Source organism: Streptomyces roseifaciens (genome assembly GCF_001445655.1).
GTDB lineage: Bacteria > Actinomycetota > Actinomycetes > Streptomycetales > Streptomycetaceae > Streptomyces > Streptomyces aureoversilis.
On record NZ_LNBE01000002.1, the window covers coordinates 937,476 to 952,392 of the forward strand.

13 protein-coding genes and 3 pseudogenes are annotated in these 14,917 nt (G+C 69.2%); 4 read left to right on the plus strand and 12 right to left on the minus strand.

Annotated features, from left to right (window positions below; translation table 11 throughout):
• Window positions 1-90: 90 nt before the first annotated feature.
• Both AS857_RS05540 and glsA read right to left on the minus strand, forming a co-directional pair.
• A pseudogene (locus tag AS857_RS05540) lies at window positions 91-329 on the minus strand (ArsR/SmtB family transcription factor); the annotation flags it as partial.
• Between the two features lie 388 nt (window positions 330-717).
• Window positions 718-2,262, minus strand: a complete 1,545-nt coding sequence (gene glsA / locus AS857_RS05550) for a glutaminase A (RefSeq protein ID WP_079110090.1) — start codon at window positions 2,260-2,262, stop codon at window positions 718-720.
• A 394-nt stretch (window positions 2,263-2,656) separates the two neighbouring features.
• On the opposite strand from glsA, the pseudogene AS857_RS42280 reads away from it, so the two are divergent.
• Window positions 2,657-2,953, plus strand: a pseudogene (locus tag AS857_RS42280) (alcohol dehydrogenase catalytic domain-containing protein); the annotation flags it as partial.
• Window positions 2,954-3,173: 220 nt separating this feature from the next.
• Here the strand turns inward: AS857_RS42280 and AS857_RS05555 are convergent.
• Window positions 3,174-3,665 (minus strand): cupin domain-containing protein, encoded by a 492-nt coding sequence (locus AS857_RS05555; RefSeq protein WP_058041958.1) that lies wholly within the window; start codon window positions 3,663-3,665, stop codon window positions 3,174-3,176.
• 110 nt (window positions 3,666-3,775) lie between these two features.
• A complete protein-coding gene (locus AS857_RS05560; RefSeq protein ID WP_058041959.1) occupies window positions 3,776-4,507 on the minus strand; it encodes an SDR family oxidoreductase in 732 nt (243 codons plus the stop codon).
• A gap of 576 nt (window positions 4,508-5,083) precedes the next feature.
• On the opposite strand from AS857_RS05560, the gene AS857_RS40225 reads away from it, so the two are divergent.
• Entirely contained in the window at window positions 5,084-5,410 is a 327-nt protein-coding gene (locus AS857_RS40225) for a hypothetical protein (RefSeq protein ID WP_058041960.1), read from the plus strand.
• A gap of 34 nt (window positions 5,411-5,444) precedes the next feature.
• Here AS857_RS40225 and AS857_RS41065 read toward each other — a convergent pair.
• The 4 genes and pseudogenes from AS857_RS41065 to AS857_RS39815 all read right to left on the minus strand — a co-directional run.
• Window positions 5,445-5,540, minus strand: a pseudogene (locus tag AS857_RS41065) (PqqD family peptide modification chaperone); the annotation flags it as partial.
• A gap of 49 nt (window positions 5,541-5,589) precedes the next feature.
• A complete protein-coding gene (locus AS857_RS05570; protein ID WP_058041961.1) occupies window positions 5,590-7,494 on the minus strand; it encodes an asparagine synthase-related protein in 1,905 nt (634 codons plus the stop codon).
• An 18-nt stretch (window positions 7,495-7,512) separates the two neighbouring features.
• Window positions 7,513-7,650 carry a lasso RiPP family leader peptide-containing protein gene (locus tag AS857_RS38575; protein ID WP_107105498.1) on the minus strand — a complete coding sequence of 46 codons (138 nt, stop codon included), beginning with the start codon at window positions 7,648-7,650 and terminating at the stop codon, window positions 7,513-7,515.
• 571 nt (window positions 7,651-8,221) lie between these two features.
• Window positions 8,222-8,374, minus strand: coding sequence for a hypothetical protein (locus AS857_RS39815; protein WP_216823945.1), 153 nt, complete (start codon window positions 8,372-8,374; stop codon window positions 8,222-8,224).
• Between AS857_RS39815 and AS857_RS05575 the strand changes: the two genes are divergently transcribed.
• The gene (locus tag AS857_RS05575; RefSeq protein WP_216823946.1) at window positions 8,373-8,633 is read left to right on the plus strand and encodes a hypothetical protein; all 261 of its coding nucleotides are present in this window, start codon (window positions 8,373-8,375) and stop codon (window positions 8,631-8,633) included. The two genes, AS857_RS39815 and AS857_RS05575, sit on opposite strands and share 2 nt — an antisense overlap.
• Before the next feature lie 582 nt (window positions 8,634-9,215).
• On the opposite strand, the gene AS857_RS05585 is transcribed toward AS857_RS05575, so the two are convergent.
• The 4 genes from AS857_RS05585 to AS857_RS37235 all read right to left on the minus strand — a co-directional run bounded on the left by AS857_RS05585 (window position 9,216) and on the right by AS857_RS37235 (window position 13,000).
• Window positions 9,216-10,229, minus strand: coding sequence for a hypothetical protein (locus tag AS857_RS05585; protein WP_058041964.1), 1,014 nt, complete (start codon window positions 10,227-10,229; stop codon window positions 9,216-9,218).
• Window positions 10,230-10,435: 206 nt separating this feature from the next.
• The gene (locus tag AS857_RS05590; RefSeq protein WP_058041965.1) at window positions 10,436-10,786 is read right to left on the minus strand and encodes a hypothetical protein; all 351 of its coding nucleotides are present in this window, start codon (window positions 10,784-10,786) and stop codon (window positions 10,436-10,438) included.
• Between the two features lie 713 nt (window positions 10,787-11,499).
• Window positions 11,500-11,667, minus strand: a complete 168-nt coding sequence (locus AS857_RS39820; protein WP_160330187.1) for a hypothetical protein — start codon at window positions 11,665-11,667, stop codon at window positions 11,500-11,502.
• Entirely contained in the window at window positions 11,657-13,000 is a 1,344-nt protein-coding gene (locus AS857_RS37235; protein ID WP_079110091.1) for an MFS transporter, read from the minus strand. Before AS857_RS37235 ends, AS857_RS39820 begins: the two co-directional genes overlap by 11 nt.
• Before the next feature lie 680 nt (window positions 13,001-13,680).
• Between AS857_RS37235 and AS857_RS05605 the strand changes: the two genes are divergently transcribed.
• The gene (locus tag AS857_RS05605) at window positions 13,681-14,889 is read left to right on the plus strand and encodes a cytochrome P450 (protein WP_058041968.1); all 1,209 of its coding nucleotides are present in this window, start codon (window positions 13,681-13,683) and stop codon (window positions 14,887-14,889) included.
• The last annotated feature ends 28 nt before the right edge of the window (window positions 14,890-14,917 follow it).

Here is a 14,917-nt window from a genome sequence, read left to right on the forward strand (position 1 = left end):
CGCCGCCGCACTGGGAGAGATAGGACTGAGCAACCGCATCCGGCAGAACTTGCGACTACGGGAAGGGCGCGTTGCCGCTACCCGTTGCAGGCCCTCCGGTCGATCCGCTGGTTCGTAGCGCGTGCGGCGGCCGTCGGGGCGGTCACGACGAGGCCGCAGTCGCGCAGGCACGCGAGATGGTTCGACAGCCGGGTGCGGGAGATCCCGAGGGCATCGGCGAAGTCGGAAGGGTAGGCGGGGGCCTCGCGCAGGGCGAGCAGGAGCCGGCAGCGGATCGGGTCGGGGAGTGCACGGCCGAACCGCACCAGCACGAGGGCTTCCACACGCAGGTCGGTGACGAGCGGCCGAACCCCTCGGTCGAGAAGCTGTCCAACCTGCTCGGCGGCTGCTGTTACCTCAAGCGACAAGCGCTGGCACCAATCGAGTGGCCACCCGTGTGATTCGGGTCAGCCGCCGCCGGGCCGTGCCGGCGGCCAGACGTACCGGGGCGTGGCTCCACACCCTCCGCACCGTCAGTAACCCCCGCGTCTCTGGCGACACCGTCATCTTTCACGACGTCACCGACATTCCCTGGCCCGTCACCTTGGGGGCGGCCCACCGGACCGACGGCCACGTGTGGGATATCTTCACCGCACGTGGTCGGCGCCTGCCGCCGGCCACCGAACTGCTGCCCGTCCTTGTCGCCCTCCGTCATGCCTACTGACCCTGGGCTCGGCCTCAGATCCGGCCAGGCGTGTCGGCGGCATCGGCGAGCAACCGGGCCAGCTGCCGGTGACCGGAACGGTTGGCGTCATCAAAGGGCGTCCCGCCCCAGCGGTCCACCGGCTTCGGGTCGACTCCCACGGACAGCAGAAATTCCACGGTTTCCCGGTGCCCCTCGGCCGCGGCCAGATGCAAGGCGGTGCGTCCGTCGTAGTCGGTGGCGCCGAGGGGGACGTTGCAGGCTGCCATGCGGCGGATCTCGCTGAGGTCGCCCTGACTGGCGGCGAAACACAGCCCGACGATGCCTTCGATGGCACTCTGCTGACGCTTGAGGCGGGGGTCGCGTTTGCCGGACTCGGCACCGTTGCCGGTGAGCAGGTCGTAGGTGTGGACGTTGTAGCAGTCGACCAGGCGCCGGCAGACCTCGATCCCGCGCACGGAATTCCCCTGGGCATCCAGACGGGGTGACCAGATGGCGATGCCCATCAGCTGGGGCACGACCAGCATCAAAGCACCGGACACCCCGCTCTTGGCCGGAAGGCCGATGGTGAAGGCGAACTCACCCGAGAAGTCGTACATGCCGCACGAGGACATCAGCGACAGGCAGTGGCGCACCGTCTGGGCGGAGAACACGGGATCCTCCGTCAGCGGACACACCCCCGCGTTGGCCAGGGAGGCCGCCGCGACGGCCAGTTGCTGTGCATTGAGCTCGATCGAACAGCACTGGAAGTAGAACTCCAAGGTGGCCAGAAGGTCGGTGCCGGGCGGGAAGGCGCCGCGTTCGCGCATCGAGTAGCCGAGAGCGAAGTTCCGGTCCGCGGTGTTGCGCTCGGACAGATAGACAGAATTGTTGAAACCGACGCTGCGCCCGCCCGCAAGGCGTTTCCAGGTCTCGGCCACGTAGTCGAAGCGGTCCGCGGCGTCCAGGCCGCGCTGGATGAGCGCGCAGCTCATGATGGCCCCGGCATTTATCATCGGGTTGTGCGGCAGCCCCGCCTTGTTGAAGGTCAGTTCGTTGAAGCCGTGCCCGCTCGGTTCCCGTCCCACATGGCGGTGGACGGTGTCGGATCCGTGCTCCTCCAGGGTGAGGCAGTAGCTGACGGTCTTGGACACCGACTGCAGGCAGAAGTTCACACCCGCGTCCCCGATGGAAAAGCGCTGCCCGTCCACCGTACACACCGACATGGCGAACTGGTCCGCGTCCACCCGCGCGAGCTGGGGAATGTACGCGGCGACGGCGCCGGTCCGATCGGCGTGGACCTCCTGGTAGATGCGCTGGAGGTCGTCCACCAGCGCCGGGAAATCAGGAACTGCGAGTTCCCCGCGGGCGGCCCGTTCGATGATGCCGCGGTTGCCTCGGGTGGCGGCGGCGAACTCCTCCACAGTCAGCAGTAGCGGCTCGGTCCGTAAGCGGGCAGGGCGGGCGCGCTCCAGATTGTCAATGGTCTCGGCGATCCTCGGGTCGTCGGGCAGAATGCCTGCCCGGCGCAGCACCTCCAGCAGCCGGTCGGGAGAGAGTAGGCCGGATGAATCTTGCTCAAAACAGCCGAAGACGCCCACATGAGTTCCTCCACCCTGGCCGCAAAGGGTCCTGGACACAAAGGAGCGGGCCTCGGACCGCTTCCCAGCCTTCGCAGCAGGCAAAGAGCTCCTCCGATCAGTTGCAGGCAGGGCCTCGTGTCTCTCCAGGAACAGCTGATGGACTGCATGGCCCAGCCGGTGAGGCCGACGGAGTGCATCGGCCCCAGCAATCCCACCGCAACGACGATTCCCGGCCACCAGCGACGAAAACCAGCCTCACCGGGCCCGGCGCACTCGGGCGAGTGGTGCGGTTGCGGGCACCAGGGCGTTCCGCTCCCCACGCGCTGCACGCCCCTGAAACGCTCCGTCCACGCCCACGCAAGAAGCGCTCGCTGTGCAGTACCACCGCTACGGCGTTTCCGAAGTCCTCGGGATGGAGGCGGCTGAAGAGCCGCACGCCGGGCCCGGCCAGGTCTGTATCGCGGTGCGTGCGCGCCACGGGCGTCACCCCTTCTGATCGGCACCTGCGCGCAGGGATGCTGCGGGACATCAGCCCCGTGGGCTTCCCCCACATCCCCGGCATGCACGCTGCCGGAATCGTCGACGAGGTAGGCGAGGGGGCGACCGGCACAGCCGTGGGAGATGCGATCTTCGACCTCGTCCCATCGCAGATCCGGGAGGCGCGGCGGCCCGGCATGTGGTGCTGGAGGCGTGGCGAGGTCCGCCTCGACGTTGTTGCCGGTGGGCCCGAGCCTTCCAGGGGGCACTCCATCGCTCGAAGGGAAGGTCACCGCCTCGTGGTCCAGATTCGCCATGAACTTCGCACTGCTGCCGCCATGCAGGAGCGAGGGGGAGACCCGGGCGCCGGTTCGTCGAGGGCGTCCACACCTTCGATCATCACCAGTCGGCGCCAAGGGCGGGCTGAGTCCGGGTCGGGCGCTGTCGAGCCGCTACGTGGTCCGGGCGGGACGCCAGGCTGCCGCTTCGAGGAAGTGCACGTCGTAACGGGCCTGTTCGGGCAGCAGGCTGTCGAAGGAGTCCAGGCCGTGCTGGATACGGCCCAGCGCCCGGAAGTATCCGAAGCGGTCGACACCCGGCGTCAGGACCGCCAGGAGCTCGGCGGTGCAACCGGCAGCGGCACCGAAAGCATGCGCCACCTTGGGCGGCACGACGACCATGCCGCCCTGCCCCACCGACACTCTCTCCTCGCCGACAAGGAACTCCACCCTCCCGTCGAGTACGTAGAAGAGCTCCGTCGACAGCGCGTGGTAATGCGGCCGTGCGCCGTCGGCGCCCTCACCAAGAGCAAGGTGGTTGGCACCCAGTGCCCCGCCGGTATCGCCGGCATCGGCCAGCAGCCGGAAGCCTCCGCGGTGCGGCAGCGTTACGTACTCGGCCTCCTCGGGCCGCACGATCAGCCCGGTCTCCTGCCTGTTCTCCATCAAGACTCCTTGGTGGTGGCCCCCTGGGGGAGGCGGCTTTCTACGGTCGAAGCCCTGCCTCCCGCCGTCGAAGGCCAGGCGACGGGGAGGCAGGGCACTGTCCGGCTCGATCAGGCGGCGTGGCCGCCGTCGACGGAGAACTCGGATCCGGTGGTGTAGGCAGCCCCGTCTCCGGCGAGGAAGAGAACCATGGCCGCGACCTCCTCCGGGCGGCCGAACCGGCCGAGGGCCGTCATCGCGGCCTGAGGGGCCGCGTGGGGCCCGTCGGCCGGGTTCATGTCGGTGTCGACCGGCCCGGGGTGGACGATGTTGGCGGTGATGCCCCGTTCGCCGAGTTCCCGGGCGAGGGCCTTGGTGAGCCCGGTCAGCGCCGACTTGCTCATCGCGTAGAGCGTTCCGCCGGGGCCGGGTACCCGCTGGGTCATGCAGGTACCGATGGTGATGATCCGGCCGCCCTGGCCCATGTGGCCCGCTGCGGCCTGCGAGGCGAGGAAGGCACCCCGTACGTTGACCGCGAGCACGCGGTCGACGTCGGCCGGTGTCAACTCGCCCAGCGGGCCCAGGATGCCCGCGCCCGCGTTGTTGACCAGCACATCGAGCCGGCCGAGTGTCTGCACCGCCCAGTTGACGGCGCCCGCCGCGTCACCGGCGTCGCCCGCGTCCGCCCTGACGGCGACCCCTCTGCGGCCGGTTGCCTCGATCTTGCGGACCACTTCCTTGGCCGCCGCCTCCTTGGCCGTGTAGGTGATGGCCACATCGGCTCCCGCCTCGGCCATGGCCAGTGCGATCGCCGCCCCGATGCCCCGGCTGCCGCCTGTCACCAGAACCGTCTTGCCGTTCATGGATCCTCCTCGTCATTGGTTGCTGGTTCAATGAAACGAGACGGTGATCGCCGGCGCTGGCGGGAATCGGCCCTGGCATTCAGGCTGCGAAGGCGCATAGCTGAGTCACCGGTGGGGTGCAGCAGGTGTCACCAGTTGCAGCTTGCACCTGCACAAGCGCGCCCCTGACTTCGAACGTGCCGCAGCTTTTGTGAGCCGTCTGCGAGGCCCCCGCCTTCGGCCGTGCCCTCGCAGACGAGCACGGCGCCGCAGGCGCGGGCCCGCTCCTCGAAGAGAGCCCGCGAGGAACGGGAGCCGACCTCCTCGTCGGAGGTCGCCATGATCTCGATACCCGAGGGAGTAATGTCGTGATTGGGGTGATCCGGCGCTCAGGTGCTGACTCCCGTGCTGACTTGGTGCTGACTATGCAGCGTTGAATTTCGACATTTGGGTACGGATTGGTCATGTGAGCGGTGTGCGGGGTGGGTCTTCAGCGAGGAGAGCACCGCGTCCTTGGCGGCGCGCGAGGCAGGGCCGTGCGGGCCCCCGGCGCTGCCGGGGCCAGCCGACGGGCCGGGACCATCCTCGGCCGACGACATGGATCTGGCGTCCGTTGTGCTGTCCCGGCTGGGCCTTGAGGAACGACGGCAACTGCCGGAGAGAGCCGAGCACGTCCGGGAGGTTCTCTACGGCTACCGGTCAGGCAGCCGTGAGTTGGCTGGCGAGGGCGAGCCGCGTCCCGGCTACGATCCGGCGCTGCCGAAGATGGTCCGCTATCGGACCAAGGCCGACGAGCTCGGCATCTCGGTACGCACCATCGGGCGCCGGGTGGCGGGGCTGGAGAGCGGCGGCGAAGCCGCTCTGGCGACCACGGCGTCAGCGAGGAGCGTCCTGCCGTGTCGCTGCGGGAGCGTTCGACGGTGAGCTGGGGGTAGGCCTCGCGGAGCCTGCACGCCGTGTCGGCCAGGGCGGCGCCGCCGAGCAGGGTGCGCAGGATGAGGGCCGCGGTTCCGTTGAGCTGCCAGTACCGGCCGGTGACCTCGTCTAGCAGCACATGCCGTCCCCGGTGTCCGTCGCGCAGGCGTCATGGCGCAGGGCGAGGCTCACGATGCTCCTTGGGGGGCCGCGGGGCTCGGTGGGCAGGTGCTCCCGGCACGGGTACGGAGCCAGATCTCGTTGCCGAGGCTGGGGTTGAGGGAGCGCAGTGCGTTCGGTGTGGGGTGGACCCCGAGCAAGCTGGTGCGGATGGCCGTGGTGTCGATCAGTCCGGCCCGGGCGAGGTGTGAGTCGTCGAACAGCTCTACCAGCGTGGCCCGGTTGTGGCGCAGGCTGTGGTGGAAGTCGGCGCTGTATTCGCCTTTGGTGCGCCGGCGCAGGACGGAGTCGGGGATGATGCCGTCCATCGCGGCGGCGAGTACTGGTTTGTACCGGCCGGGGGTGCTGCGTTCGGGCACGCGGATGGCGAGCGCCGCTTCGAGCACGTTGTCGTCGAGGTAGGGCGCGGCGTACGCCAGTCCCTTGCGGGAGAACACGTGGTCCAGCTGGCGGACGCCGCGCCCGCCGGCCTGTACGCAGGTGAGCGCCGCGTGCTGTCCCCGTCGGGGCGCGAGGGCCTCGGCGGTCCCGGCGGCTTCGCGGAGCAGGCTCTGCACGGTGCGGACCGCCTCGGGGGTCGCCCATGAGGGCATGGGCAGGTCCATGCCCCACGCCGTCGAGGGGGCGCGGCGGCGGCCTGGTGCGGTGGGAGGCGGCTCCGGCTCGATGAGGCTGTCCGCCCAGGCCGCCAGCCACTGGGCGAAGGTCCGGCGGTCGGCGAGCTGGCGCAGCAGCGGCCACAAGGGCCAGCGCTGGGAGTCGCGGTGTGTGCGGATGCGGGCGAACGCCGCCAGCGGATGGCTTCGGACGTAATCGTGCAGGTGCGGGGGAAGCGCGGAGAAGAGTTCGTCCCCGCCTCCGCCCATCATGTGCAGGCGTGACCCGCGGGCGGTCATCAGACGGGCCATCGTTGCGATTCTGGCGCTGTCGCGTACCCAGGGGCCCGGTTCGTCGGTAGGGACCGTGCTGCCGGTCAGATCCGTCAAGCCGCTGTACCACAGGGGCCATTCACGGGCGGAGGGTGTCACGTGCTCGATGCCGGGAAGCATGGCGGTGGCGTGTGCGGCCCAGGCGTTGTCGTCGTTGTCGGGGTCGAGGCTCTGCCAGCGCAGGGTCACCAGCCGGGCCTTCTCCGGCTGCCTCCGGTCCTGCTCCTGGGCGGCCAGGAAGCACAGACTGGTGGAATCCAGGCCTCCTGAGAGGTCCGAGCTCACCGTGCCGCCGCCGGCCGTGCAAGCGCGCACCGCGGCGGTCAGCGCCTCGCGCACCGCGGGCACCCCTTGTGTCAGGGTGAGTTCCGCCTCCGGAGGGCTCCACCACCGTTGTGTACGGGCCCGTCCGTCCGCCTCGATCAGCAGGCAGTCATGGAGACGCAGGCCCTGTACGCCCCGCCACACGCACCGCTCGTCCAGCGGATACGGAGGATGCGAGGCCAGGAGGTGAAGAGCCAGGAGCCCCTCGTCCACGCCCGGCCCGGCCCCCGTCGCAGCCGCGGCCGCCACGGCGAGCCTGTCCGCTCTGTCGGCGGCCACCACCACCCCGCCCACGCGTGCGTGGAAGAGCCGCCGCACCCCGGATGCGCTGCCCCTGGCCCGGACCCGGCCGTCCACCGAGGCCAGAAGATGAAAGCTGCCCGTCAGGCCCTGGGCGGCCCGCTCCACGTCCGCCAGGTCACGGACCTGGCCGGCTCGCGCGGACAGCGCATCAGGGGTGACCGGGCAGCGCCCGATCACCGCCAGCCGCCGCGCCCCTGCCGCGCCCACCGTCACATGCCCGTCCGGCCAGCAGCCCAGCAACCACGGCCGGCCGGAGTGGTGGGGGACGGCCTCGGTCGCCCAGGGGCGCAGCAGTCGCGCAGCGGCCGCGCCCGATTCACCGTCCGGGAGGACCGCGAACCACACGTCACCGGGCATAGGTTGACGGCCCCGACCTCAGCTGGGGCCCAAGTACCACTCATAGGGAGGGAATCCACCCTCGTACTGCGCCCCGATGGCCTCGCCGCGCGTCAGATCGGCGAAGTCACCGACCTCCACCATCACCGGCGGTTCGTACAACTCCTGCTGATGCATGAAGAACCCCCTGCTGTCAGTACTCAGTTCAGTGCGGAATCTGCACCTAGCCCGGAAGTGCCCGGAACATCCCGGACTACACCCAGTGGCGATGCAATCCGCCTGAAAGAGTGGCGGGGGCCAACGTCTGAGCACATGGGAACGCCGGGCCGTGCGGCCCGGCGTAGTGGGGCGACCCAGCCGCCCTCAGGCACAAGCCGGGCCACCCATCGCTCTGCCCGACAGCGCGTGACATGCCGGGCCCCAGAGCCGTGGTCCTGGCCACGCCCTGAGCACAGGCCGCCTGGTCGGCATAAGGGGCCGGCGCGACGATCGCTGCTCCGCCCACGACGAGGGCCGTGGCACCCACAGCAGTGGCAAGACCGACACGGAGATTGGAGTTCATGACACTTCCTTACGTGAACGGTGAAGCCGGGAACGAAACAACGGACCGGAACACTTGCTTCCAGGGACTCAACCCTTCAACCACACAAATGCGACCATCACTTACGCCGTCACAGGCGCAGACACCAGCGCACCAGGCACCTGCCCCACGCGCCCCGATCACTCCGCGCCCCCACCGCTCCCACCTTCAGGCCCGGCCCTGCTTCAGCACGATCCCGACGGTGCGCCGCATCGCCCGGTGCGCATCACACCGCCAGTTGTCCTTCGTGCCGCACCAGGCGTAGAGGGCTTCGCTGTCATCCAAGACAGCGGCTGCCCGTTCGCCGAGGGAGATGGACATGGCCGTCTTGACTGCCACGGGAACGCCCGTTCGGGACTATCCGAGGGTGTTCGTGCTGGTCAGAGGGATGCAAGGGGTGCGCTGCACCTTCCCGGCCGGGCAGGACGTGTCCGCCCGTGTAACCGCCCAGGTCCTGGCCTACATCAAGCCCGAACGGCCCGCCGGCAACCTGGAAGGCGGCTCCATCGTGGTGACCAGCGACGACGACCAGAACCCGGCCAACAACCGAGCGACCTTCGTGATCAAGGTCTTGGGCTGATCGGGGCGGAGGCTTCCCGGACGGTGGCAAAGGACTGCCGTCCGGGGCCTCGTCGAACGGCCGCACCTACATCAGGGCGCTGCCGATCGAAGGTGTCACCCAGGCCGCCCGGTGGGCGCATGGCGGTCAGCCCCGCTCCGGAAGGCCGCCCCGGTCCGGGTCCTGTCCGGCCGTCGGCGGCTGAGCGGGGCGCGGACGGGAAGCCGGAAGACGTGGGAGAACCCCTGGCCCATGAGCAACCGGCTCCGTACCGGCTTGGCTGCCGCCGGGAGAGGGCAGCCGGAACCCGGTTCGAGGCCCGGGAGCGCGCCGCCTGCACCTGGCACCCAGCACGGCCCTTGACGGCGCTGTATGCCGTCGCCCTGATCCACCGCCGTCTCTGGATCCCTTTCGCCTGCGTCCTGGTGTACACGGTCAGCCAACGGCCATCCGAAGCCCATTTCCAGCTGCCCGAGCGGCTCTCCGCCCAGCCCTTCTCCTCGTCGAAGACGCCATGGGTACCGCTGTTCGTGGTTCAGTGCCGAATAGAATGCTTCCTTATGTGACCGTTTGAGACTGCCTTCCGGGTGGGGGCCTCGGTGCTCAGCGGCGCCAGCGTTCCTGGCCAGGGCCCTTGCAGGTGTATACGACGCCCCTTTTGTTGACGCCCGTCGATCCGGGAGTGGAGCAGTAGGCGCCGGGGGCGACGGTGTCGACACTGCCGCCCCCGCCGGAGCTGGAGGAGCCGTCGGACGACGAGGAGCTGGAGTCATCAGAGTCGCCATCGCCCGTGCTGGGCGGCGTCGGGTCCGGGTGCAGCTCGGTGAACTCCGTCTTCGGGCACGCAGTGCCCGGCGCGGTCACCTTGAGATGCGCCGTGCTGGTCTTCGGGTGCTGGATCTTTTCGCCCGCCTCCGGCTCCTGGAAGCAGACTGTCCAGTCGTCCACCTTGGTAGGGAGGGTGAGGTCGGTGTAGGCGCTGGCGGCCTCGATCGCCTTGAAAGCGAGCGGCTTGATCATCACGGACGCCTTCGCGAAGGTCTGGCCGACGGCCTTCGGCATCTTCGGGTAGGGGATCGGCTCGTCGTCCTTCGCAGGGCACGGCCACTCGTTGCGGACCACGCCGAAGTCGAGCGTGGGCATCCTGCCGGCCTTCTTGGCCGAGACAGCCTGGAAGCACACCTTCCAGTTGTCGTCGTCCCACTGCCTGGCGTCGTCGTCCGAGGCATCGTGCGAGATAGTGCTGTACCCGGCGTCGTAGGCCGCGGCCTTGGCCGTCTTGAGATTTTGGCCCACAAGGCTGGGTGGTCCGCTGGGGGTCGGGCTCGCGGAGGGGGTGGTCACAGCGGCCTTCGGCTTGGCGTCATCCTTCGGGTCCTTTGGCGGGTCGCCGAGGAACGGTGTGATGAACCAGAGGCCGGCGAGGGCGGTGGCGGTGATCTTCTTCGTGTGGCTCCAGTGACTGAGCCACGCGAGTGCGATGCCGCCGGGCGGCAACAAGACCAGTGCCGTGATGACGAGCGCCGGGTGCTGCCACCAGCGCCGAGCCGGCTTCAGCGCATACGGGTGCGGCGGGGACTGCTGGGGGTGGCCGTATCCGGGCGGCGGTTGCGTCATAGTGGGCTCAACGAGCGGGGAATTGAGCGGCGCTCAACATATACAGAACGTTCACACTCTTTACTGCTCGACGCGAGAACTGAGACAACCGCTCTTCCCGGAATGCAGGGGGACGGCCCAGTACGCCGACCCGGACCAGCACTGCGCCCGCAGGGGCCCGTACTCCGGGGCCTTGCCTACGCCAGCGCCGCACGCCTGGGCAGCTCTCACCACCTGCGCGTGCAGGTGCGTGCAGGCCACTCGCTGCCGCTCATGCTCAGGTAGCTGTGGTAGATCCAGCCGATGTCGCGGGCGTAGAACCAGTGGCTGCCAGCCGAGTTCTGGTAGTGGCAGGTGAGGTTCACGGACCACGTGTACACCCTTCCCCCGGGGCAGGCGCCGTAAGGGCCGTGGTGGTAGACGGGGTCGCCGTTCTTCGTCCTGACGTAGGTCCCCCCGGACTGCTCGTTGGGGTCCCAGCAGTCGGCCGCGGAAGCCGGGGATGCAGTGAGTGCAGGGGTGCCGACGGCGAGGGCCGCAGCGACTCCGAGGCCAGCAGCCAGACGTCGTAAGTACATGGCCGGATTCCCTTCGCATAGAGGCGTACCGGTCAGCAGGAGCCACCGCGCTTCGCCCGCCTTCGAGCGTTGGCGCCGTTCAGGCCGGGCCGGCTGACCGGAGGACTGAAGTGTTGCGACTGCATGCGAGAGGTGACAACAGTGCCGGCTGTCCGGGACAGTCGGCTTCGTGTCCCGGCTGGCCAGAGCCCTTGTCCGGAGGTGTCCGGGACAGCCCGGCACCTGCCCACGAGCCCGGCAGTGGGGAATGTTCGCCCACCGAGGCGCTGCCCCACCGCTACGGCGGGCAGAGATGTTCACGGCCGGGACGGGACGCTGACGACGGCGACAGTTGCATACGCGATCCCGCCAGAACGCCGCGATCAGCACAAGGGCCTGGTGGCGACGCTCGATCCCGTCCAAGACCGCTCCGGCCCCATCGGGGATCTTGCCCCACCACTCCCGCACGCGCTGAGACACCGCTGTCTCCCCTCTCTCGACCCCGGGCCTTCCGGTCTGAACTCCAGGCACGGCATACGGGCGCCGGCTTGGCCTTCGCCCGACCCTCGGCGAGGAAACCGGGCGTCGACGCCCCTTCCGTGGCGTGTCGCTGGAGGGCGCTCAGTGCCGGGCGTTAGCCACTGCGGCGACGTTGCCCCGGTAAGTGAGCGCGGTCCGGCCAGTGTCGCCCAGCTCGTAACGGATCGGCCCCGCCACCTCGGGGGAGGGGCCGGTCAGCCGGGGTCGGGCACGGGGGCGATGGCCTTGCTGACGGGTTCGGGCCGGGTGCGGATGGCGGCTGTCGCGATCAGGAACGCGGCCAGCGTAATGAAACCGGCCGTCAGGAAGGCTTGGTGGTAGCCCTGTGTGAAGGCTGCATGGGCCAGCTCCTCAGCGGGCACCCGGGCCGTGCCGGGACGGCGCTCCCAGTCCCTGGCCGCGTTGCCGGCAACGGTGACGAGGGCCGTCAGGCCGAATGAACCGCCGATCTGCTGGGAGGCGTTGAGCAGGGCGGCGGCGATGCCGCGATCCTCGGGCCGGACCGTGGCCACGGTGATGAGGGTGAGCGGGACGAAGCTGATGCCCACACCGGCAGACGTCATCACGAACGGCCCGAGCAGGTCCAGGTAGCTGCTGTGGGTGTTCACCGTGGTGGCCCAGAACAGCCCGACGGTCATGACCAAGGGGCCCGGTGGTGACGGCGAGCCGGGTGCCGGTCCGGTCGCCCAGTACCCGTGAGACCACGGTGGCCACGACGACCAGGGTCACGGTCAAGGGCAGGAAGGCCACGCCTGACCGGAGCGGGCTGTAACCGAGGACGTTCTGCTCGTACTGCGTGGTGAAGAAGAACATCGCGAACATGACAGCACCGATGGCCAGCATGATGGCATAGGCGCCGGAGCGGTTGCGGTCGCGGAAGAGGTGGAGCGGTACCAGGGGCTGCGCGGCAAACCGTTCGATCAAGAGGAAGCCCGCGAGCAGGATCGCAGCGGCGATCAATGGGCCGTGGGTCGACGTCGCACCCCAGCCGTGTCCGGAGACGTTGGACAGGCCGTACACCAGCAGGGCGAGGCCGCCGCTCGCGGTGATTGCACCGGGCAGGTCCAGTTGCCCGCGGCAGACCGCGGTCTTCGGCACGGCGCGCGCGGCGACCAGCAGTACGAGGGCCCCGATGGGGACGTTGACGAACATGACCCAGCGCCAGGAGACGTACTCGGTCAGCAGTCCGCCGAGCAACAGGCCGATCGCGCCACCGCTGCTGCCCATGCCGGCGTAGACGCCCATGGCCCGGTTACGAGGTCCTCCTTCGGGGAAGGTCGAGGCGATCAGCGCCAAGGCGGCCGGGGAGGCCATGGCCGCTCCGGCGCCTTGCAGGGCCCGGCACGCCACCAGCCACGAGGGGACAGCGGCAAGCCCTCCGAGCAGGGAGGCTGTTGCGAACAGGGCGATGCCGACCAGGAACGTCCGGCGGTGCCCGAACATGTCGCCGGCCCGACCGCCGAGCAGCAACAGCCCGCCGAACGCGAGCGCATACGCGGTGACCACCCACTGCAGGCCGGTGGACGAGAACGCAAGGCCGTGCTGGATCTCCGGTAGCGCGATGTTCACGATGGTGGAGTCCAGAACCACCATCAGCTGGGCGGCGGCGATGACCGTGAGAACCAGGCCCAGGCGTGGTGACGCGGGGGAGGGGTTGTCTGCTGAAGCGAGGCCGGAGCGGATGGGTCGGCTCACCGGGACTCTCCTGTCACGCCGGGATGGGGGTGCGCAAGACCGGCGTGGCGGTCCCCCGGACCGGGGCGCGGCTGAACATCGGGGCGCGGCTGAACGACGCCGTCACCCGGACCTCCTGCTCGACGCGCTCCGTCCTCCCTCGTCCCGCCCGAGCATGACATGTGTCCCGCCAGGTCCCTCCGGCATTCGCAATGCCGTCACTCGTTCGGAGGGTCGATAGAGGTCTCCAGGTGACGATTCCGACGAGGCGGTCACCGACGGCCTGCGTAGGTGCCTGCTCGATCCGGTGGTTCGCCACTACCCGTGAGGAGGACGGTGACCCCTGCGATGGCCCCTGCGGTGACCCCTGCGATGGTCTCGGGGCGACATGGCCCAAGGGCTCGACGGCCTCCGCCGCCCGGACCGCTTCTCCCCCTTCCGAGTGACTGATTGACGCCGCGGCACCGTGCCTTCGCCGGCGCGGAAGAATGGCGGGGCTGACGACAGCCTGAGGGTGACTACCTACTTCAGCGCCGCTTCCCGCCGTTCCTCTGCCGATCGTCAGTGGAATGTGCGGTCGCATGGCACAGGGCGAATCCCTTCCCCTTGCTTCTCGGGTTGGGGGAAGCGGAGGAGGACGCCTCTTTCCGCTGTCGTCCAGTTCACCAAGTCGGATGTTCGTCTGCTGCTGAAGGGGCGGGATGGATCACACTGCAGAGTGTCTTCCGGAATTCAGTTCCAGGCGTGATCCCGAGGCGCCGTTCGATCCGCCGCCGGAGCGCATGAGGTGGCTCGAACAGGAGGGCTTGCCCCGGGTGAGGTTGTGGAACGGGGGAACGGCCTGGGTGATCTCGGGTTACGAGGAACAACGGTTGCTTCTCGCCGACCCCAGGATCAGCGCGGACGACCGTCACCCGAATTATCCGTTCTTCAGCCCGGGCTCCCAGGCGGCGGGTAGGACCCGGACGTTCCTGAGGATGGACGGCGCGGAACACAGTGAGCACCGACGCCGGTTCCTCCCCGGCTTCTCCGCGCGTCGTATGCGGGCGTTGGTCCCCCGAATCGAGGAGATCACTTCCTCTGCGTTGGATGCGATGGAGGAGATGGGACCGCCTTGCGATCTGATGACTGCCTTTGCGTTGCCCGTTCCCTCACGCGTCATCTGTGAGCTCCTGGGCGTGGCGTACGCGGACCACGAGTTCTTCGAGCGGGATTGCGTCGCACTGACCGACATCAACAGCAGCGCCGAAGTCGCCTCCGCGGCATGGCGTCGGATTCTGGACTACCTCGCGGCCCTGGCCGACGCCAAGGCCGAGGATCCCGCCGACGACCTGATGAGCGTGCTGGCTCACGAGATGGCCGCCGGGCGGATCAGCCGTGAGCAGTGCGCGAGCGACGGCCTACTGATCCTCCTGGGCGGACACGAGACGACCGCCAACATGATCGCGCTCGGTTCCTGTCTGCTGCTCCAGCACCCCGGCCAACTCGTGCGCGTCCGTGACGGCGATCCGCAGGACGTCGCCCGCGCCGTGGACGAGCTCATGCGCTTCCTGTCCGTCGCGCAGAGCGGCCGACGCCGTGTGGCCACGGCGGACATCGAGGTGTCGGGCGGCGTCATCCGGGCCGGCGACGGCGTGATCTTCGCGGGAGACGTGGCCAATCGGGACCCGCGGGTCTTCGAGGAACCCGGCCGACTGGACGTCGGCCGACAGGCTCGTTACCACCTGGGCTTCGGACACGGGCCACACCGCTGTCCGGGTGAGAGCCTGGGCCGGCTGGAGCTCCAGGTCACCATTCCCGCGCTGCTGCGTCGTTTCCCCGGACTGTGCCTCGACCGGCCGCTCGGAGAGCTGAGATTCCGTTCGGACTCGATGAACTACGGGGTCCATGAGATGCCGGTTTCCTGGTGAGCAACGTCCAGGGACCGCGCGGGGTCCC